Consider the following 19,159-nt stretch of genomic DNA (forward strand, 5'->3'; position numbering starts at 1 on the left):
TGTTCATCAGGCAATCGAAGAGCTGGCCGTATACAACTTGCACATCCGCAGTGAAAACACCGCGCTGACGAGCTCCGCTACGCACAGCGGATCTTTCAGCGAGCGTCCCGTGAGTTCGTGCACACGGCGAAGTCGATAGCGGACAGTGTTGGAGTGGCAGTACAGCTGTTCGGCGGCGCGCTCGGCCGAGCCCTCGTTGTCGAAATAGGCAACGAGCGTGTCGAGTATCATCGAACGGTCCGCGGCGGGCAGTTCCAAGACCCCGCTGAGCACCTCATAGGCCAGCCGGCGACCCTCGTTCGGCTCACATGCGAGGAGCGCAGCCAAAGGACTCGAATTGAACTCACGCACCTCTGTCTGACCTGGTCGCAATGTCGACAGGGCAGTACGTGCCAGCTGCAGGGCACGTGGCGTCTCGGACAACGCCCTGTATGGCGGGCTCACTCCTGCACGTACCGCAATGCTTGTCAGAACATTCAGGGCGGCTTCGTGCTGCTCGGAGTGCAGCGACACAACTCCGAGCTGCAGCGTCGGCGTCAGCTGCCACCCAGAGACAATACCCTGGTCCGCGAGCTTCCGCTCCACGTCGGCCAGATCCCCACCTGCCTGGTTACGTTTGTCGACAGCAACCACGATGAGATCCGCACCCGGGGCCAGGCCGAGCAATGTGGCCATCTCCCAGGAGCTGCAATCCGGACTCGGCCGTCCTGCGAGCAGCGACTCGACCAGAGCCGAGCGCCGGCGCCCCTCTTCGGCGAGAAGCTCAGCCGATGCGGCCCGATAGGAATCAGTCAACGCCGATGCGTGCGCATCCGCGACTGACCACAGCCGAGTTGCCACCGCGAAAATGGCTTCCGGGGCTTCGCAATCGCCACCAGACCTCGCCGCCTCGACCAGCGCGTCCCACAGAACACCGAAGCTCAGATGGTTCGCCTGCAGGATTTCGGCCAGAGGGATCCCCTGCTGGGCTCGACGTCTGCCTGTCTCATGGGGCGCCGTCATCTGCAACGCGTCGTGACATTGGTGCATCTCGGTGACCGCGGCCCTCAGGTTGTCCTCGATCGATCTGTGAAGGTCCTTCTGAAGAAGCGGATCCGCGCGCTCGTAGAGCGGAATTCGCTCGAGAATCATGTTGTGGGCATCCCTGACAATGCGCGGCATCTGAGAATCAGCCCAATACACGAGTTGATCGGCATCCGACATCGTCAGCGCTCCCGCCGGCCAGCTCATCTCTGAAAGGTGCAACCCTGTACCCATTCCTCAACCTCGCGTCCAACCGATGCATATCGATAGTACAAATTTCAAGCTAGTCATGCACGCATGATCCCTGGTCACCGCCACATTCGGCCCAAGGACAATTCACCTTGATTTCCCCTGGAGAAAAGCCGTTATCTGTGTACGTACTTTCCGTGGCGCAGAATACACAGGAAGGACGGTCACGAAAATACCTCGCTTCAGGTGGATAAATCAATGAGAAAGATCGACGATGACGCAAAACCTGAGATCTCCTGTCGCTATCCAGCAATTGTTGCACATCACAACCAGGCTTGTTCTTCGTGTCAAAGTTGAGTGGAACTCTGAAAATCTCTGGACACGGCCTGAGTGTTTCGGAAGTATGTCCTGTGGGTAACGCTCGTTGGTGCATATGCCGACATCTGAGGGAGCGGTCCAAACAACGAGCGGTACTTTGGAGGTAAATTCGTGTCTCACCACGTGCAATCACGTCCCCACGATGGTCATCGAAGGAAAAAGATGGTTCTCAGGCGAATTCTGCCTGGCGTGGCCGTCGGAATCGCGGGAACATTGTTGGCTTCGACCGCGGTATCGGCACAGGACGTCAAAGCCGATGAGCCGACTGAGGCCGGAGCCAGTGTCGCAGGCATGACTCTGGACTCCAAAGAACTTGTCGCACTGGGTAAGTCCAAGGCCGCCTCCAAATCGGATCCGGGCCCGAACCGCGAAGCCTTCAACGCCGCCATCGGCGGCGACGAGGTCGTCGATTTCGGTGCAGGCTATGAGATCCCGCTCGATGATTTCCTCAGCTTCGGTGAAGCCGGCGCCATCCACAGCGAATCCACCGCTGCCGACTCCAAGAACGGCAAGGCCGTCACCGGAATCGTCGGCGCCGACGGTGGACTCACGCTCGACGGCAAAGACAGCGACTTCGGCACCGCGAGCGTCGACCTCCTATCGGTGGTCGACGCCACCGGAAAGTCTGATGTCACCGACGGACTCATCGACCAGGCTGACTTGAACTTCGGACTCGGCGGCGCTTGGGTCGAAGCAGTTGACGGCGAGCTCCAGGATCCAGACGGTGTGGGCGGATACGGACAGTACCGCGTCGGTGACGCAAAGCTCAATCTCCACTCCCCCGCCATCGAAGATGCCGGCGACGGAGTGTCGGACGCCGCTGGTCAGATGGAAGACGAAGTGGCCGATAAGGTCAACGACGCACTCGGACTTGGCAAAGCCCTCCCGGGAATGAAGGTCGACACGACCGTCACCTCCAACATCGAGGAAGACGTACTCGATGCGATCCTGCGTGCACCGATCAAGACCGATGACGGACTCGCCACGATCGACCTTGGAAAAGGCTCGGTGGAGGTCGACCTCGCCCGCCTCGGCGGCAACGACGACGGCGTGACCGATCGTCCGGTCGGAATCAACAACCAGGACCCGAACTCCGAGCTGATCGACGATGAGACATATCCGCTCATCGCCAGCAGCATCCACGACGCCATTGAGAAGGTCATCGACGTCGCAGTGGACACAGCGATCGAATCGTTGCGCACCGCGAAAGTGAACGTTGATATCACCGCTCTCGATGGAACCACCGCCGGATGGGACATGGACCTCACCGGGAAGGTCAGCAACTACGACTGCAAACCTTCGGGTGCAACGGGATCGGTGTCCTGCACAACGATCGACGCCGTGATGAACTCGATGAAGACCGTCACAGGCCCGATCTATGACAAACTCTCGGACCCATCGGGCCTGCTGTACAAGGCGTTCACCACGATCAAAACCGACATGATGACGGTCCCGATCCGCGCGGCAATTGATCCATTCCTCGAGTTGCTGGCAGATAACCTCGTTTCGCTGCAGATCAACCACCAGGAGACAACTGAGTGCACGACCGCGGACGGTGAGAAGGTCGTCAGCGGCGTGGACGTCTCCGCCCTGAGCCTCGGCGTTGCCGGTGGCAAGTCACGGATGGGCTTCGGCAACGCCGGAGTCCGCACCGACCCTTGCGGCGAGTCAGCAGACGCTGTCAAGCCGGGACCGGTCGACCCGCACAGCGACAGGTCGATGTTCGACCCACGCAATCTGTTCCCTGGCTTGTGACTCTCCTGTCCGTTGCTGATCGCGATGCCAGCCATCGCAATCGACAAAGTTGCAGTACACACGTTCACGAACACAGCGAATGCATGACGCTCATCGCGAGATGAGCACCCGAGTGGTGGCGACACATTTCATGTGCCGCCACCACTCCCATTTGTCCATGAGATACCGCCGGGAAAGACGAGCTGAGCACCCTTGAGTAGACATGCCTCCACGTACAGACGTCTGTTGCAGATCGTGGCAGGAGGACTATGTCTCATCCTCTTCGTCTCGGCGTGCACTCGAGGTGACACCTCACCCGAAGACGCGAAGACCGCGGATTCCTCCGCAGTCGCCTCCAGCAGCTGCAAGGAGCCCGAGAAGAAGGTCTCACAGACCCTATCCAGCGGAGCGACCTGGACGATGTGCTGGGGTGTTCATCCCGATTTCGGCCTCAGTCTCTCCGAAGTCTTCATCGCGCCCCCTGGCAAAGACCCGATCAGAATCATCGATTCTGCCTCCATCGCTCAGCTGGAAGTCCCGTACGACACCGGAAAACGCAATACATCGGATATCACTGCGGCCGGCTTCGGCGGCCGCAAGATGAAGACGCTGAAGGCCGATGCTTGCGCGGGAGACCTGAACTCGATGGAGATCCCGAAGATCGGCGACGGCAAGTACGGAGAGAGCGAGACACGCAATGTCCTGTGCACCGAGGTCATCGACGACGGACTCGCCTATCATTCGAGTGATCTCGTAGCACCAGCCTCCGATCGCAAGAACGCCCTGCGACTGTCGACGGTTTCGCGAGTGGGCTGGTACGAGTACGTCTCTCAGTACACATTCGGCTCGGATGGATCCATCGACGTGCAGCTCGGGGCAACCGGCGACCTCTCGCCTGCCGACTACACGGACAAGGACCACGGTTGGGACGTCGGAGACGATGAACATGCGGCAAGTCATTCGCATAACGCCGTCTGGAAGGTCCGTTGGGGACTCGGAGGCGAAGGCGGAATGAAGGCGCAGCAGTTCGACGCCACACCGACGGGCGAATCCGGACCGGAATCACCGATCATGACCGGAAAGCTCAAGGATATCGAGCACCCGGCTCTCGCACGATGGAAGGACCGCCGTTGGTGGCGAGTCCTCAACGCTGATGTGCTCAACGACGACGGCCATCCCATCTCCTATGAGATCGATACCGGAAAATCGGACTCATTCGAGTTCGTCGATGACGTCGAACATGCCCACTCCCACGAGGAGGAACCCGGGTACGACGTCGGCTTCACGAACTTCAACGAATGCGAACAGTATGCGACGAACAATCGAGGCGATTGCGGCCGTGGAGTCCCTGAGTTCGTCGATGACGGCAAGGGTCAGAAGCTCGACGACGTCGTGTCGTGGGTCGCTGTCGGATTCCATCATGTCCCCCGCGATGAAGAGCAGTCGCCCATGGAGATGCACTGGCAGGGGTTCAAACTGCTCCCCCGTGATCTCACCGCTCAACGATTCGACATTCCCGAAGGGCATGAAGAAGTGAACGGTGTCCCCGACTCCGAATGGAATCAGGAACCGACGAATTGATTAGCTACTGTTTAGTAGCAAATGGAAGATATGCCGCTTGGAGCCTGATGAATTGTCTGGAAACATCGTCTTGAAGAACGAGATTAGCATTGCAGGGAATTTCAGTTACAAGGTAGGCTGATTTTGCTGACCTAGCATATTAGCTACTTGGCAATCGCATGAAAGTACCTCAGAGCGGAAATGCGATAACTCCTGAGCGCACGCAGCTTCCCGCGCGCTCGGGAGTCCTCATATCTATTAACTACAGCCGGTCTACACTAATAATGTGGCATGGTCGTCGACCCTGATGTTGCCCGAGGTGCCCCTGAGATCGGCGGCCGGGTTCCAGGCGATCCCGAGGGACGATTCGTCCACGCGGTCGACGGTCATGCGATCGCGCTGACCGGACCGCACGACCAGAGCTACGAAAGACCCTGACCGCCGAGGCGGGCCCGCATTCTGGCACTGGCATCGTTGAGTCCCACAATCTCTACATGCTTTCCATAGTGCTCGTACTTGTCGGTCACAGAGTCCAATGCAGCGATCGTCGAAGCGTCCCAGAGATGAGACTGGTGCATGTCGATGATGACGCGCTCAGGGTCTTCGGCGTAGTCGAACATCGTGTACAGGTCGTTAGAGGATGCAAAGAACAGTTCACCGTTGACGGTGTAGCGGACACTCGGACGTCCGTCAGATTCCACGATCTCACGGTTGACGCTGACGAAGTGCGCCACTCGATTGGCGAAGGCGACCATGGCCACGAGCACACCGAGAATCACTCCGATCGCCAGATTGTTCGTCCATACAGTCGCAACAACGGTGACCAACATGACGGTGGTCTCTGACTTCGGCATCCGCTTGAGAGTGCTGGGGCGGATGGAGTGCCAGTCGAAGGTCGCCCAGCACACGAAGATCATGACCGCTACCAATGCGGCCATGGGGATCAGCGCAACGATGTCGCCGAGGACGACGACGAGGATGAGCAGGAAGACACCGGCGCAGAACGTCGAGATCCGTGTCCGAGCCCCCGAGGCACGGACGTTGATCATGGTCTGCCCGATCATCGCGCAGCCGCCCATGCCGCCGAAGAACCCGGTGACGATGTTGGCCACGCCCTGCGCCCAGGACTCTCGAGTTTTGTTCGAACGGGTATCGGTGACATCGTCGACGAGTTTGGCCGTCATCAGTGATTCGAGCAGACCGACCAGGGCCATCGCCACCGCGTAGGGGGCGATGATCTTCAGCGTCTCAAGTGTCAGCGGCACCTGTGGAACAAGGAGGGTCGGCAGCGACTCAGGCAGCTGTCCCTTGTCACCCACATTGGGAACATCCCAGGCGAAGAGCACGACGAGAAGGGTCAGGACGACGATGGCGACCAGGGGCGCCGGCACGATGGACGTGAATTTCGGGAGGACGAAGACGATGATGAGGCCGAGCAGACACAGTGGGTAGACCAGCCACGGGACGTCGAAGAGTTCGGGCACCTGGGCAATGAAGATGAGAATGGCCAGGGCATTGACGAATCCGACCATGACTTGTCGCGGGATGAATCGCATGAGGCGAGCGACCCCGACCAGCGCCAGAATCACCTGGATCAGACCTGCCAGGATGACGGTGGCGATGAAGTAGTCGGTGCCGTGCGAGGCCACCAAGGGTGCGATGACGAGCGCCACTGCACCGGTCGCCGCAGAGATCATTGCCGGGCGTCCGCCGAGGATCGCCACAGTCACGGCCATCGTGAATGATGCGAAGAGTCCGACTCGCGGGTCCACGCCGGCGATGACGGAGAAGGCGATCGCTTCGGGGATGAGCGCCAGACCGACGACGAGCCCGCCCAGAATCTCGGTCTTGAGCCAACCGGGCCGCTTCAGCGTCCGGAGCACACTTTGGCGCTCCTCCGGTGTCGGATTGAGCCGCGCACTGTCTGGGGGCAGGGTGGTGGACACAAGGGGCTCCTAGAGGCAGGAAGAAAACGGGAAACGAGGGTGTGCCGGGAGTCGTCACGAACCTTCACGGCACGTCAGGGTCCGGAAACAACATTAACGTTGCGTTAAAGTTGGTGCAAACCAGTTCCTGCGGCCGGCACAAGACCGGAGTGAGTCCGGAGCGAGACCACAGCGAGTCCGGCACAAGTCTGGAGCGGGACCGGAGGCGACGAAAGGGTGCATGGCATGCACATCGGCGAGATGACGGAGAAGTCGGGGTTGTCCTCACGGACCCTGCGACACTACGAAGACATCGGACTCATTCCAGCCACGGGCAGAACCGAGGGCGGTTTCCGGGTCTACACCGATGAGGACTTTCGGCGCCTGATGACGATCCGGCGGATGAAGGCCCTCAGCTATTCCACCGCCGAGATGGGTGAGCTGCTGGCCCACCTGGACATCCTGGAGGGCGACTCACCCGAGGAGGAACGAGTCGAGGCTCGGCGAAAACTGCTGGCACTGCTCGACGATGCCGATGCCAGACGTGAGAAACTCGCTCGCCAGGTCGAGCGCGCCGACGAGTTCCTCGGCATCCTCCGTCATCGCCTCGGCTGAGGAACATCGCCTCGGCTGAGGAACGACGGCTCGCGACTGCCCCAACGCGGCCGACCCCGACTCACTCACATCGTCGGTGCCCACCCGAGCTTCGGTCCGATCTCGGTCGCGAGCTGGTGGAGGATGTGCCTCCAATCCTCGAGTTCGAACTCGAAGGGCAGCTCGAAGAGGTAATCATCGGACTGCGCGAACGCCGGATCGCTGAGCAGCCGATCGACGATCTCCTCGTTCGACCCCAGCACATCGGTGGCGATGATCGTGTTCTTCCCGTGGACCTTCTTCGTCCGCGGAGTCCTGGCCTCCGCATAGTCGCGATACCTCCTCACCTGGTGGGGGCTGGCACCATCAGTGGGGACGATGACCCGAGCGATGCTGACTCGGCCTTCGCCGCTCGAACCGTCAGCTCCGGCGTCACCGGTCCTGGCCTTGCGGAAAGTCTGGATCTGGTTGGCCTGGTTGAGCGAGAAGTCCTCGATGCCGTCCTCGGCGGAGGAGATGTTGCTCATCAGCCAGTTGAGCCCGGCACCTCCGGCCCAGGTGGCTGATTTCAGAGAACCACCGCCGTACCAGAGCCGGTCCGAGAGCCCTGGTGAGTTCGGTTCGACTCGTTCGGAATCGATGTCTCCCCCGAACCCCTGGTACTCGGGCTTCTCTCGCACTGGAGCTCCGGCGAGGAAGTCCCTCAGCCGTTCGATGCGTCTGTAGCTGAAATCGCTGCCACTCCAGCCCTCATCGAAGACCAGATCGTTGACCTCCTCGGTGAATGTAGGAGGATGCACACTCAGCCCGGGAAGCACTCGCCCTCCGGAGAGCACATCGGCGACAGCGAGGTCTTCGGCCAGGCGGTAGGGGTTCTCATGTCCGACGGGAATCACCGCGCTCCCCAAGCCGATGCGCCGCGTATGCTGGGCCAGCGCGGCAAAGTACACCGCCGGAGACGGCAGACCGTACTGCATGTGCCGGGTACGCACCCAGCCGCTGTCCAGGCCGAGTTCCTCTGCAAACCTGAAGAGCTCGATGCCCTCCTGCAGCCCCCGTGCCGGGTCCCTGCGATCAAAGGGAACCAGATGGATGAAGCCCAGGTGATCGAGTGGCCGTGTCGTCTGTGTGCTCACGATGTCTCCCCATAACGTCTCACTGAGGCGCCTACCTCAGGTAGTTGAACTATCAATTCATACCAGCATCGCCTGAACGTCGGCCGTCATACCGACGCAGTGGCGAGCTCGCGTCCGCATCTCCGTGACGGCGCTGCGGTTCACGCCCACCCGACAACGAGGCGGGCCGCCTCGGCGGGGATCGTCGGGTCCACCCCGGTCAGGTCGGCGAATCGGCGCAGGCGGTTGGCCACCGTATTGCGATGGCAGAACAGCTCGGCGGCACTCGCCCCTATGCTCCCCGAGCGCAGGTAGGTGTGCACGGCCTCGACGAGGCGCTCTCGTTCGCCCTCTCCGCAGACGGCGAGCGCCCGTTCGACGTCGGTGACGATGGAATTCCCCGCCGCGTTCAGCGCCTGAGCGGCCAATCTGGCCCACCCGCGCTCCCAGGTCATCGCCCCCACCTCGGCGGCGGTGAGCACCTGCGCAAGATCCCGAGCTGTCAACGCTGACCTGCGCAGGGACCCGATTCCACGGGTATTGACCAGGCCCACCCGCGCCGCGGCGAGCCGACGTCCGACCGTCTCCAATCGCGACCCGGAGAGCTCGGATGACCCGGTGAAGGCAATGAGGACATCGCCGAGGTGGTGCGTGAACATGGTCCCGCCCGCGCGCTCATGATCGGACACGAGAACCCGCAGCGCCGAGGTGTCCTCACCGCGCGCGGCCACGACCAGCAGCGGGCCGTCCGGGTCGAGGCCCAGCGCCGAGGCGATTGTGGCCAGACGCTCGTCCGTCGGGTTAAGATCATCGAAGAGTCCCGCGATGAGCCCCTGCCGGACGGAGGATTCCTCCTCGCGCATCCGCTCCCGCTCTGCCGTGTAGGCATGCTGAACCTGGGAGACGTATTCGTCGACGGTGGAGAGCACGATCCCGGTGTGCCGGATGACGAGCTCCGCATCATCCTGCGTCGCGACCCTGGTCAGGGCCTCCCACAGGACGTTGAAGTCGTGTCTGATCGCCGTCATCAGCGCCTCCAGCGGAATCCCGGCACGAGCGCGAGAGACCCCGACCTCCGTGGACACCGCAACCGGCCCGTCGAAACCGCCGGCGCGCAGGCCCTCGACGAGAGACTGGAATGAGACGAGCCCGGTCCGTCTCAGCTCCGAGACTGGAATCGGTGCGGGATCGTAGCCGGGCACCCTGACGACTCGGGACATGAACCGTTCGGTGAGCTGCTCGAGATCGAGGGCGTCGAGGAGTTCGATCCAGCGCTGACGGTCACCGGGCAGCGGCTGATCCTTGAGCTGTCTCTCGTGTGTTGGCGGCATCGTCCTAGACTATGTGCGTAAGGCTGTGCAGATGCACAATAGGCAACCGAGATCTCGGGGCAAAAGATACTCGAAATCGTGCGATCTCACTCTGTAGTGTTCTAAGTTACAGGTTGAATGCCCTAGCCGACCATGCCCTGCAACCCAACCCTGCCACCCAGTCCCGCACTCGATGGAGAGAAACATGAGCCACACCGATCCCACAGCTGCGGCGGAATACTCCGCAACTCATGAACTCAGCGTCAAAGACGCCAACAAGGTCGCGCTCGGCGCCCTCCTCGGCACCGCGCTCGAATGGTACGACTTCTTCCTCTTCAGCGCGGCTGCGGCACTGGTCTTCAACGTGCAGTACTTCACCAGCGAGAACGCCACTGCCGCTGCGCTGGCATCCTTCGCAACCTTCGGCGTCGGACTCGCCGCCCGTCCCATCGGCGGACTCATCTTCGGCCGCATCGGCGACAAGCTCGGCCGCCGTCAAGTCCTCATGGTCACAATCGTAGGCATCGGCATCGTCACCGGCCTCATCGGCGCGCTCCCGACCTACGCCGCGATCGGCTTCGCGGCACCTGTCCTGCTCGTGCTCCTGCGCATCCTGCAGGGACTCTTCGTCGGCGGCGAATGGTCGGGCGCCATGACGCTCGTCGTCGAGAACGCCCCGCTTCACCTGCGCGCACGCTACGCCGCAATCCCGCAGATCGGCTCGCCAATCGGCACGATCCTCTCCTCCGGCGGCTTCTTCGTCATGACCCTGATCCTGTCGGCGGACAGCTTCAGCGCCTGGGGCTGGCGCATTCCGTTCCTCGCCGCCATCCCACTCCTCCTCGTCGCCGTCTACATCCGCAGCCGCCTCGAAGAATCCCCGGTCTTCCGCCAGCTCGAGGATTCCGGCGAGCTCGAGAAGAGCCCCGTGCGCACCACCTTCCGCGACAGCTGGAAGCAGATCATCGTCGGCATGGCCGCGGCCCTCCTCGGCGTCGGCGGCTTCTACCTCGTCACCGCATTCTGCGTCTGGTACGGCGTCAACGTCCTCGGCTACGACGATTCGCTTCTGCTGTTGGGCAGCATGGTCGCCGCCGCTGTCGAGATCTTCGCCCTCATCTGGGGCGGATCGCTCGGAACGAAGTTCGGGGCCAGCAAGGTCATCCTGTGGGGCGGCATCGCCTCGGCCGTGGTCTCGGTTCCTGCCTTCCTCATGTTCGCATCCGGGAACCCGGTTCTCGTCGTCCTCGCCATGACCCTGGCCGTCGGCACGCTGTCACTGCCCTACGCCGCCTCGGGCACAGTCATGACCGGCCTGTTCCCGGCCAGCACCCGCTACACCGGTGTCGCCCTGGCACAGAACGTCGCCGGCATGATCTCCGGATTCATTCCGCTGCTCGCCACCGGGTTCGTCGCCGCGGCGGCCGATCATTGGTGGCCGGCAGCCGCGATGCTGGCCTTCCTGTCCCTATTCACGGCCTTCGCCGGAGCCATCGCACCGCGCCTGAGCGTCGACCTGCCCGGCTTCAAGCACTGAGGACAGACGGCGCAGCGCCAGCACTCCCGCCACCAGCGTTCCCACCACCAGCACCCATCTGCACTCACCATCACGAAAGGGCCCACACGCATGTCCCGCTCGGCCGGTCACCTCATCGTCAACACCCTGGAGAACGCCGGAATCGAGCGGATCTACGCGGTCCCCGGCGAAAGCTACCTCGACGTCCTCGACGGACTCTACGACTCTCCCATCGAGACCGTCGTGTGCCGGCAGGAGGGCGGCGCAGGGTTCATGGCTCTGTCCGAATCACGGCTGACGGGGCGACCCGGAATCGCCATGGTCACCCGTGGTCCGGGCGCCGCGAACGCGATGATCTCCGTGCACACCGCCTACCAGGACGCCACCGCGCTCGTCCTCTTCGTCGGACTCGTGCCCATCGCGGACCGCGCCCGGGAATCGTTCCAGGAGTTCAGCCTGCCCGAGTGGTTCTCCTCCACCGCGAAGAAGGTCATCATCGTCGACGACGAGCACCGTGCCGGTGACCTCACGGCCGATGCTCTGCGCATCGCCGCCTCCGGTCGCCCCGGTCCCGTCGTCGTGGGTCTGCCCGAGGACGTCCTCGTCCGCCTGACCGACTCACCAGCAACGACGCCTGCTCCGATCGCCGAACCTCACCCCTCGGCCATCGACCTCGAATCGCTGAGCGTGCGCTTGGCCGCCGCGCAGAAGCCGGCCTTCGTCCTCGGTGGGGACGGGTGGCACGAAGGCCACGGCCGCGCACTGCTCGACCTGGCCGCCTCGGCGGGAATCCCGGTCTTCTGCGATTGGCGCGCCTACGACGCCGTCCCCCACACCGGACCCGCGTGGGCCGGTTGGTTGGGATATGGCCGCACCGAGGCGGTCGCAGCCGGATACGGTGATGCCGACCTCCTCGTCTTCGTCGGCGCCACCCGATCCGATGTCGCCAGCGACGGCTACACCCGCGGTTTCGACGCGGAGACCGTTGTAGTGGGGCTCGACCCGGAGGCGACCCAGCATGCCGGGCGCATCGACCAGCAGATCCTGGCCTCCCCACGCAGTTTCGTCACGGCTCTGACCTCGATCGATGCCTCAGACCTGCGCGGAGAACGCAACGACGCGTGGATGCAGTCGCGTTCAGACGTGCAGTCCCAGGTCGCCGAGCACAGGCCCGACGCCGAGGTGGCTGGTGCTCGTCCTCGAACTGGGGTCGATCTCGGGGTCGCGTTCGGGATCCTCGACGACCGCCTCGGCGGCTCTGCGGTTCTGACATACGGAGCCGGCAATGCCACGATCTGGGGCCACAGGTTCATCCGGCATCTTGAGCCGGCGAGCCTCGTCGGCGCCCGCAACGGAGCCATGGGCCTTGCCGTTCCCGGTGCGGTCGCGGCCTCGCTCGTCTTCCCAGAGCGTCGCGCGGTCGCGATCTGCGGTGACGGTGACTTCCTCATGAATGGGCAGGAGCTGGCCACGGCCTTCGCTCACGGGGCGAAGCCGCTGATCATCGTCGTCGACAACGGCGTGTACGGCACAATCGTCCAACACCAGGTCAACCACTATCCCGGACGTCCCTCAGGCACCCGCATGGTCAACCCCGATTTCGCAGTATGGATGTCCTCGTTCGGCGGGCACGGCGAACGGGTGGAGAGGACCGAGGACTTCGAGGCCGCGCTCGACCGAGCCCTTGCTGCGGACGGTCCGGCGCTCGTCCACGTCCTCATCGACCCCGAGCTCATGCCCCCGGCCGTCGACGAGATCGCGGCCTGACGAGATCCCGGCCGTCGACGAGATCCCGGCCTGACGAGATCCCGACCTGACGATTCCCCGACCATCCACGACAGTCCCCACAACCCCGCCAAGGACGAACAATGACGCAGACTCCCCGCTCGCAGACTCCAGCTTCTTCACCAGCGACTACGCAGACAGATAGGGACGATGAGTTCCTCGCCGACTGGTCGGTGCATTCGCGCTTCGGCGCCGTCGAGGGAACGAACGGCGTGGATCGGCAGGCGGCGAGCGCGGCCGACGGTGAGCAGCGCAGATGGTTCGCCGAGCTGCTGGACAAGCATGGGTTCAGCGTCCACCGGGATGCGATCGGCAATCAGTTCGGTCTGCTCGAGCTCGTTCCCGGCGCCCCGTATGTGCTGACCGGATCGCACATGGATTCGCAGCCGACCGCCGGCCGCTTCGACGGGGCGTATGGCGTCATGTCCTCGGCCCACGCCTGCTTCGCCGTCGCCGATGAGCTGCGCGCCGAGCCGTCGAAGGCGAAGTACAACCTCGCCGTCATCAACTGGTTCAACGAAGAGGGCTCGCGCTTCAAACCGTCGATGATGGGCAGCAATGTCTTCACCGGCAAGGCCGAGCTCGAGGCGGCACTGGCCACCACCGATCCTCATGGTGTCACCGTCGCCGAGGCGCTCGATGCGATCGGCGAGCGCGGAGACTTCACCGCGCCGGAGATCGCGGCCTATGCCGAAATCCATGTCCAACAGGGCCGCAGCATGGAGGAGGACGGGGTGACGATCGGCCTCGTCAACGCCACGTGGGCTGCTCATAAGTTCGAGTTCCGCGTCACCGGAGAGCAGGCCCACAGCGGTTCGACGCTGATGGGTGATCGTCGCGATGCACTGCTGGGTGCCGCCCGGCTCGTCGTCGCCGCGCGTGAACTCGTCGACGAATTCGAGCCCGGGGACCTGCACACGGCGTGCGGTGAGCTCAACGTCTACCCCAACTCCCCGGTCGTCGTCGCCAGTGAGGTCGGCCTGCTGCTCGACCTGCGCTCCCCCAGCGCCGAGGTGATCGCCGCCGCCCACGAATCCCTCATGTCCACGGTCGCCCGGGTCCGCGAGGAGGTCGGTGTCGAGATCGAGATCGTCGCAGAGCACAGCTGGGATCAGAACCCGTACTCCGAGGATGGGGTCGAGCTGGCACGATCGGCAGCCGAGGACCTGGGACTCACCTCGGCGCGGGTGATGACCGTGGCCGGACACGACTCGACGAACATGAAGGACACCGTGCCCACGGTCATGCTCTTCGTGCCCAGCGTCGGCGGCGTCTCCCACAATCTTCAGGAATTCACGAAGGACGAGGACCTCGTGTCCGGCCTTCACCACCTCACCGAAGTGGTGCGACGGCTGGCCGCTGGCGCGCTGGGGTGAGCTGGCCCACCTCGCTTCCGCTTCCGCTTCCGCTTCCGCTAGCCAAAAGTGCCCTGGTAGAGCACAAATGCTCTACGTGAGCACTTTTGGCTAGCGGGAGTCAGGGCTCGCAGCAGCCGGAACACATAGGTGCGTCAATTGATGGGCTCGACGTCCTGGTTCTCGTCGACGAGCTCTTCGGCCAGCGTCTCCCACTTGTCATAGGCGTCGGGATGTCCTGAGCCCTGGACCGCCTGGGCCGCGGCGCCGGGATCCATCGTCTCCCACCCCGCGATCTGGAGCAGCCCCGGGTTCGGGCACTCTGGATTGACTCCGTAGAAGGACTTCGAGGCGTACACCGCATCGGTGATCTGCCCGTGGGTACCCCAACCGTATGAGGGTCGCTGCTGGAACAGTCCGGCAGAGTCTTTGTCACCGCTGTCGAGATTCCGCAGACTCGACTCCTGCAACGCGGTCATGACTGCGATCTTCTGAGCCTGCGCCGAGAGATCAGCGCCCTTGCCGACGGCGATGATGGTGCGGGCATTGTCGATCTTCTCCTGCGAGAGCTGGCTGGTGTCTTGGGGCCTGGCACCTTCACCGCCAACAGAGGCGGTGCTCGCAGGAGTCGAGGCCTTGCCCGCGGGAGGAAGGGTCTCCGCAGGCGCTGCGGTCGCCGCAGACGCGCCACCGGCGAGGAGGCCTGCGGAAAGAGCGGTCACCGCTAATGCTCGTGCAAGTTTCATCGGTTCTGATTCTCCTGAAATCTGCTCAATAGAGCAATGGGCATTGTGTTGAGCGGCAGGTCCGCGCGAAGTATCCACATCCGAGAGACACACGGCCCCCTGAAAACTCGCCCAGACTCCAGCCTCTCGAAGGGACAATGTCGCCTGCAACGAACACGGAGCTAACGGCTGTTGAATTGTGCTGATCCCGCGGCGTGTCGAAGCCGCACTGCGGTCGACTCTGCACTGCGGCCGACGCCGCACCACGGTTGACGCCGCACCACGGCCGACGCACTGCGACCGACGCACTGCGGTCGACACCGCACTGCGGTCGACTCTGCACTGCGGCCGAGGCCGAAACAGTACTCTTGCCCCATGGACTCGAGACTGCCTGAGGAAGCTGCCCGCTCAGTCGAGTCGTATCTGCGGGTCGCAGACCGGCTGTTGCCGGGTGCGGTCACCGCATGCGCAATCGGTGGGTCCATCGCCCTTGGTGCCTACCGACCGGGCCGCAGCGATATCGATGTCATCGCCGTCCTCAGCGATGAGTGGAAAGTCCACCGCAGTCTCATGGCACGCTTGAGGCTTCTGCATCTCGCTCAGGTGCCCCGTCTGACCGTCCGTGCTACACGCGGTATGGGGTTCAGCGCATGCTGCAACACGGTATTCGTCTGGCAGTCCGAGATCACCCGTGCGGTGACTGAGATCCACCCGGTCGCGTCCCACGTCGGCGAGGTCTTCGACTCTCAGGGCGCTTTCGACGTCAATCCGGTGATCTGGAAGGAACTCGTCGACGGCGGCATCTCCGTCCGCGGTGGCCCCGTCTCGGATTGGAATCTCGACTCCGAGCCGGGTGAACTCCGCAATTGGGTGGCGCGCAACATCCGCGAGTATTGGGCACCGCTGGCTGAAAGCGCACGCCGAGGTCGACGCACCTTGTCAGCTGGAGCTGTGGAGTGGTGCCTGCTGGGGCCGGCGCGAATGCACCACACCCTCCTGACCGGGGAGATCATCAGCAAGGAGGATGCCGGGCGGCACGCGCTCGAGGCTTTCCCTGACCACTCGGCGATCGTGGAGGTTGCCCTCGCCCGGCTGCGAGGCGATCCGCTTCCGACAACCCCACCTCGTGATCAGTGGCGTGCACTGACTGCATCGGCGATGAGGTCGATCATCGCCGACTCCCCAGCGAACGACCTCATTTGATATCGTCGACGTCCTGGTTGTCATCGACGAGTTGCGCGGCAAGGGGTTCCCACTTCGCGTATTCGTCGGGGAATGCCGAGGACTGCACGTCCTGCGCGGCCTGACCCGGGTCGATGTTCTCCCAGTTGCCGATCTGAGTCAGGCCCGGATTGGGACTATCAGGGTTGACTCCATAGAACGACTTCGAGGCGAAAACGGGATCCTCCACCTGCTCAGCCGATCCCCAGTTCATCGAGGGGCGCTGCTGGAATGCTCCGACTGAGTCACGATCCCCGCCGTCGAGATTCTGCAGGCTCGACTCCTGCAGTGCGGTCATCACGGCGATCTTCTGGGCCTTCTCGGACAGGTCCGCCCCCTTACCGACGCCGATGATGGTGCGAGCAGTCTCGATCTGCTCGGAGCTGAGCTCATCCGGATCGTCGATGCCCACGGCTGTGCCGTCGCCCTGGCCCTGACCGGCGCCCGAGACGTTCTCGCCCGGCTGGTCGACGGCTCCTGTGATCGGACCCGCCGCGGCCGAGGTCGCCGCACCCAGGGAGAGACCCCCTGCGATGACGGCAGCGGACAGTGCAGTCACCGCAAATTTGCGCACGCTTTTCATCTGTTCTCACTTTCCTGTTGGATCGGGCGAGCTGCCCGGACGGCGTCCTGATCGGATTCGGCACACATCTGCTTCCTGCTTTCGGCACAGGGATGCTCCGGTAATCGCCTCACACCACACTGTCGGACGCAGGAAGGCGGTTCAATGCCGAGACGCTCATAGGTGGCTTAGTCTCGCCGCAACGAATCGGAAGGGGCTGGTGAGCATCAACTCAGAATTCGCTGGATGCTCTGCGGCACCGCGGGGCGCCCGCACGCATCCGTGACCCGGGTCTCGGCCCGCCCATCGGGCCACTCGAAGGTGCGGGTCAGGCTCCATTCAGGCGCGCGTCCGTCTACCTCACAACCTCGCGTGATGTGTTGTCGATACGGCGGGTCCAACCGCGACCGTCGAGGTGTTCGAGCAGGGGAATGACGACGCGTCGCGTGGTACCCAGAGCCTTCCTGGCCGCACTCGTCGTGAACGGCTGGTCCAGTCCAGCAAGCAGTCGCATCGCCTGTGCCGGCGTCCGTGGTGACACAACCACACCGTCACCGAGGCGCAGGAGCCGTCCCGCGGACTCGGCGACTGCAAGCTCCCGCACTCCCAGTCGGAGCTCTCGCAGGTCATCGGCCTCGGGAGCCGCGAAGGGATTGACCGCCAAGCGTCGTTCCACCTCGGCGACGCCCGCCTCCGCCGGACCCAGATCGGCGGTGTGCCCGGGCGGGCGGACCATGCCCTTGACCGTATCGAGGCCGGCGCGAGAGGCGATGGCAGCGACGAGTTCCTGACCGCCGCCGTCAGGCAATGGAGGGTCGACCCGGCGCAGCTGTTCGGCCAGTGCTTTTTCGGGTACACCAGCAGCCAGAGGCTCTGCCGCAAGCTTCGCCTTCACGATGGTCCCGGCGTCCTCGACCCACTTCTCGAGTGTCGGCCTGTGGACGAGCCATCCTCCGGCGATCTCTTCAACACCCTCGACGCCGTCGGGAAGCGTCAGTCCGAAGCGGACCAATCTGGCCCGTTCGACGGCTCCCCGGCGGGCCACCTCGGCGAGGATGTCTCCGGTCTCCGGACGATCGGTCAACTCACGAGCTCGCCTGGTGCCAGCACCTCTGCGGCTCAGTTCCGGCGGGTCGACGTCGACGATGATGACTCCCGCGAAGACGTTGCGGCTGCCGGGGCTGCGCAGCACGATCCGGTCCGTGACCTGCAGCGGCAGCGGACGCTCGAGTGTGAGGCGGGCGTGGTCGCCGTCGAACGGCCTCATGTGCACCGGGACCGCGGCGGTTCCGATGTGGAGCATGAGTCCGTGCACGCCCTCGTCGAGTGGCTGGCCCATGGTTCGGCGAACGTCGATGTTTTCGACGATCGGCCAAGCATCGTCGGTGATGAGAGCGTCACCGCGGTGGATGTCATCGGCCGCGACCTCGCGCAGATTCACGGCGACACGGGTGCTGGGGGCGATCACCTCGGCGGAGGAGTTCCGACTCTGCAGACCACGGACGGTCGTCGCCTCGTCCGAGGTCTCCCCGACGAGGCGCAGACGATCACCGGTGCGCAGGGTTCCGACCGTGAGCGTGCCGGTGACCACGGTGCCGGCGCCCTTGATCGTGAAGGCACGGTCGACCCACAGCCGCAGTCGGGCCCCCACGTCAGGGGCCGGCGCTTCGGCGGTGACCTCATCCAACGTTGCGATGAGCGCGTCCATGCCGTCCCCGTTGGTTGCCGAGACCGGAAGCACTGGAGCATCGGCCAGCGGTGTGCCCCGAAGTTCGGCTCTGATCTGGGCCTCTGTCACTGCGACCGACTCGGGGGCGAGGTCCGCGCGGGTGATGACGACGAGACCGCGGGTGATGCCCAGCGCGGTGATCGCGTCCCGGTGGTCACTCGACTGGGCCTGCCACCCCTTGTCAGCTGCGACGACGAGACACACGATTGGAGCCGGGCCGACGCCTGCGAGCATGTTCGCGAGGAACCTCTCATGCCCGGGAACGTCGACGAAGGCAAGTTCCCTCCCGGACGGCAGAGTCGTCCAGGCGAAGCCGAGGTCGATCGTCAGACCCCGCTTCCTCTCCTCTGCCCACCGGTCCGGTTCCATGCCGGTCAGGGCGTTGACCAGGGTTGACTTCCCGTGATCGACGTGGCCGGCGGTTGCGAGAACGTACAT

At 63.6% G+C, this 19,159-nt stretch carries 15 protein-coding genes; 8 read left to right on the plus strand and 7 right to left on the minus strand.

What is annotated here, in order from left to right:
* Positions 1–6: 6 nt before the first annotated feature.
* Positions 7–1,230, minus strand: a complete 1,224-nt coding sequence (locus tag FO013_RS11365; protein WP_143922666.1) for a PucR family transcriptional regulator — start codon at positions 1,228–1,230, stop codon at positions 7–9.
* A 522-nt stretch (positions 1,231–1,752) separates the two neighbouring features.
* On the opposite strand from FO013_RS11365, the gene FO013_RS11370 reads away from it, so the two are divergent.
* From FO013_RS11370 to FO013_RS11380, 3 genes are all read left to right on the plus strand, one after another.
* On the plus strand, positions 1,753–3,345 hold the full coding sequence (locus FO013_RS11370) for a choice-of-anchor G family protein (RefSeq protein WP_143922667.1): 1,593 nt from the start codon (positions 1,753–1,755) through the stop codon (positions 3,343–3,345).
* 234 nt (positions 3,346–3,579) lie between these two features.
* Positions 3,580–4,905: a copper amine oxidase gene (locus tag FO013_RS11375; protein WP_260848131.1), complete on the plus strand. Its 1,326-nt coding sequence runs from the start codon at positions 3,580–3,582 to the stop codon at positions 4,903–4,905.
* A 270-nt stretch (positions 4,906–5,175) separates the two neighbouring features.
* Positions 5,176–5,322, plus strand: coding sequence for a hypothetical protein (locus FO013_RS11380; protein WP_186293067.1), 147 nt, complete (start codon positions 5,176–5,178; stop codon positions 5,320–5,322).
* On the opposite strand, the gene FO013_RS11385 is transcribed toward FO013_RS11380, so the two are convergent.
* Positions 5,307–6,830, minus strand: coding sequence for a SulP family inorganic anion transporter (locus tag FO013_RS11385; RefSeq protein WP_260848106.1), 1,524 nt, complete (start codon positions 6,828–6,830; stop codon positions 5,307–5,309). The genes FO013_RS11380 and FO013_RS11385 overlap by 16 nt on opposite strands.
* A 225-nt stretch (positions 6,831–7,055) precedes the next feature.
* Between FO013_RS11385 and FO013_RS11390 the strand changes: the two genes are divergently transcribed.
* Positions 7,056–7,424, plus strand: a complete 369-nt coding sequence (locus FO013_RS11390) for a MerR family transcriptional regulator (RefSeq protein WP_143922669.1) — start codon at positions 7,056–7,058, stop codon at positions 7,422–7,424.
* A gap of 65 nt (positions 7,425–7,489) precedes the next feature.
* On the opposite strand, the gene FO013_RS11395 is transcribed toward FO013_RS11390, so the two are convergent.
* Together FO013_RS11395 and FO013_RS11400 are read right to left on the minus strand one after the other, a co-directional pair.
* Positions 7,490–8,539, minus strand: a complete 1,050-nt coding sequence (locus FO013_RS11395) for an LLM class flavin-dependent oxidoreductase (RefSeq protein WP_186293068.1) — start codon at positions 8,537–8,539, stop codon at positions 7,490–7,492.
* Positions 8,540–8,679: 140 nt separating this feature from the next.
* The gene (locus FO013_RS11400; protein ID WP_143922671.1) at positions 8,680–9,849 is read right to left on the minus strand and encodes a PucR family transcriptional regulator; all 1,170 of its coding nucleotides are present in this window, start codon (positions 9,847–9,849) and stop codon (positions 8,680–8,682) included.
* Between the two features lie 184 nt (positions 9,850–10,033).
* On the opposite strand from FO013_RS11400, the gene FO013_RS11405 reads away from it, so the two are divergent.
* The 3 genes from FO013_RS11405 (at position 10,034) to FO013_RS11415 (ending at position 14,505) form a co-directional block, all read left to right on the plus strand.
* Positions 10,034–11,365 (plus strand): MFS transporter, encoded by a 1,332-nt coding sequence (locus tag FO013_RS11405; protein ID WP_143922672.1) that lies wholly within the window; start codon positions 10,034–10,036, stop codon positions 11,363–11,365.
* Between the two features lie 90 nt (positions 11,366–11,455).
* The gene (locus tag FO013_RS11410; RefSeq protein WP_143922673.1) at positions 11,456–13,111 is read left to right on the plus strand and encodes a thiamine pyrophosphate-dependent enzyme; all 1,656 of its coding nucleotides are present in this window, start codon (positions 11,456–11,458) and stop codon (positions 13,109–13,111) included.
* Positions 13,112–13,212: 101 nt separating this feature from the next.
* Complete coding sequence (locus FO013_RS11415; protein ID WP_143922674.1) at positions 13,213–14,505, plus strand: M20 family metallo-hydrolase; 1,293 nt, start codon at positions 13,213–13,215, stop codon at positions 14,503–14,505.
* Between the two features lie 134 nt (positions 14,506–14,639).
* Here FO013_RS11415 and FO013_RS11420 read toward each other — a convergent pair whose 3' ends face one another.
* Positions 14,640–15,230, minus strand: coding sequence for a hypothetical protein (locus FO013_RS11420; RefSeq protein WP_143922675.1), 591 nt, complete (start codon positions 15,228–15,230; stop codon positions 14,640–14,642).
* A gap of 354 nt (positions 15,231–15,584) precedes the next feature.
* Here FO013_RS11420 and FO013_RS11425 point away from each other — a divergent pair, with 354 nt between their 5' ends.
* Entirely contained in the window at positions 15,585–16,412 is an 828-nt protein-coding gene (locus tag FO013_RS11425; protein ID WP_143922676.1) for an aminoglycoside adenylyltransferase domain-containing protein, read from the plus strand.
* Here the strand turns inward: FO013_RS11425 and FO013_RS11430 are convergent.
* Together FO013_RS11430 and selB are read right to left on the minus strand one after the other, a co-directional pair.
* Complete coding sequence (locus FO013_RS11430; protein WP_143922677.1) at positions 16,405–17,013, minus strand: hypothetical protein; 609 nt, start codon at positions 17,011–17,013, stop codon at positions 16,405–16,407. The two genes, FO013_RS11425 and FO013_RS11430, sit on opposite strands and share 8 nt — an antisense overlap.
* 334 nt (positions 17,014–17,347) lie before the next feature.
* On the minus strand, positions 17,348–19,159 hold the full coding sequence (gene selB, locus FO013_RS11435; RefSeq protein WP_186293069.1) for a selenocysteine-specific translation elongation factor: 1,812 nt from the start codon (positions 19,157–19,159) through the stop codon (positions 17,348–17,350).

It is taken from the genome of Brevibacterium aurantiacum, assembly GCF_007558825.1.
GTDB classification, from domain to species: Bacteria; Actinomycetota; Actinomycetes; order Actinomycetales; family Brevibacteriaceae; genus Brevibacterium; species Brevibacterium aurantiacum_A.

What these genes read in the sequence shown, in the direction of transcription:
- FO013_RS11420 (WP_143922675.1), bottom strand. Translation starts at nt 15,230, where the DNA reads ATGAAACTTGCACGAGCATTAGCGGTGACCGCTCTTTCCGCAGGCCTC.
- FO013_RS11365 (WP_143922666.1), bottom strand. Translation starts at nt 1,230, where the DNA reads ATGAGCTGGCCGGCGGGAGCGCTGACGATGTCGGATGCCGATCAACTC.
- FO013_RS11400 (WP_143922671.1), bottom strand. Translation starts at nt 9,849, where the DNA reads ATGCCGCCAACACACGAGAGACAGCTCAAGGATCAGCCGCTGCCCGGT.
- FO013_RS11390 (WP_143922669.1), top strand. Translation starts at nt 7,056, where the DNA reads ATGCACATCGGCGAGATGACGGAGAAGTCGGGGTTGTCCTCACGGACC.
- selB (WP_186293069.1), bottom strand. Translation starts at nt 19,159, where the DNA reads ATGTACGTTCTCGCAACCGCCGGCCACGTCGATCACGGGAAGTCAACC.
- FO013_RS11405 (WP_143922672.1), top strand. Translation starts at nt 10,034, where the DNA reads ATGAGCCACACCGATCCCACAGCTGCGGCGGAATACTCCGCAACTCAT.
- FO013_RS11415 (WP_143922674.1), top strand. Translation starts at nt 13,213, where the DNA reads ATGACGCAGACTCCCCGCTCGCAGACTCCAGCTTCTTCACCAGCGACT.
- FO013_RS11380 (WP_186293067.1), top strand. Translation starts at nt 5,176, where the DNA reads ATGGTCGTCGACCCTGATGTTGCCCGAGGTGCCCCTGAGATCGGCGGC.
- FO013_RS11370 (WP_143922667.1), top strand. Translation starts at nt 1,753, where the DNA reads ATGGTTCTCAGGCGAATTCTGCCTGGCGTGGCCGTCGGAATCGCGGGA.
- FO013_RS11430 (WP_143922677.1), bottom strand. Translation starts at nt 17,013, where the DNA reads ATGAAAAGCGTGCGCAAATTTGCGGTGACTGCACTGTCCGCTGCCGTC.
- FO013_RS11410 (WP_143922673.1), top strand. Translation starts at nt 11,456, where the DNA reads ATGTCCCGCTCGGCCGGTCACCTCATCGTCAACACCCTGGAGAACGCC.
- FO013_RS11425 (WP_143922676.1), top strand. Translation starts at nt 15,585, where the DNA reads ATGGACTCGAGACTGCCTGAGGAAGCTGCCCGCTCAGTCGAGTCGTAT.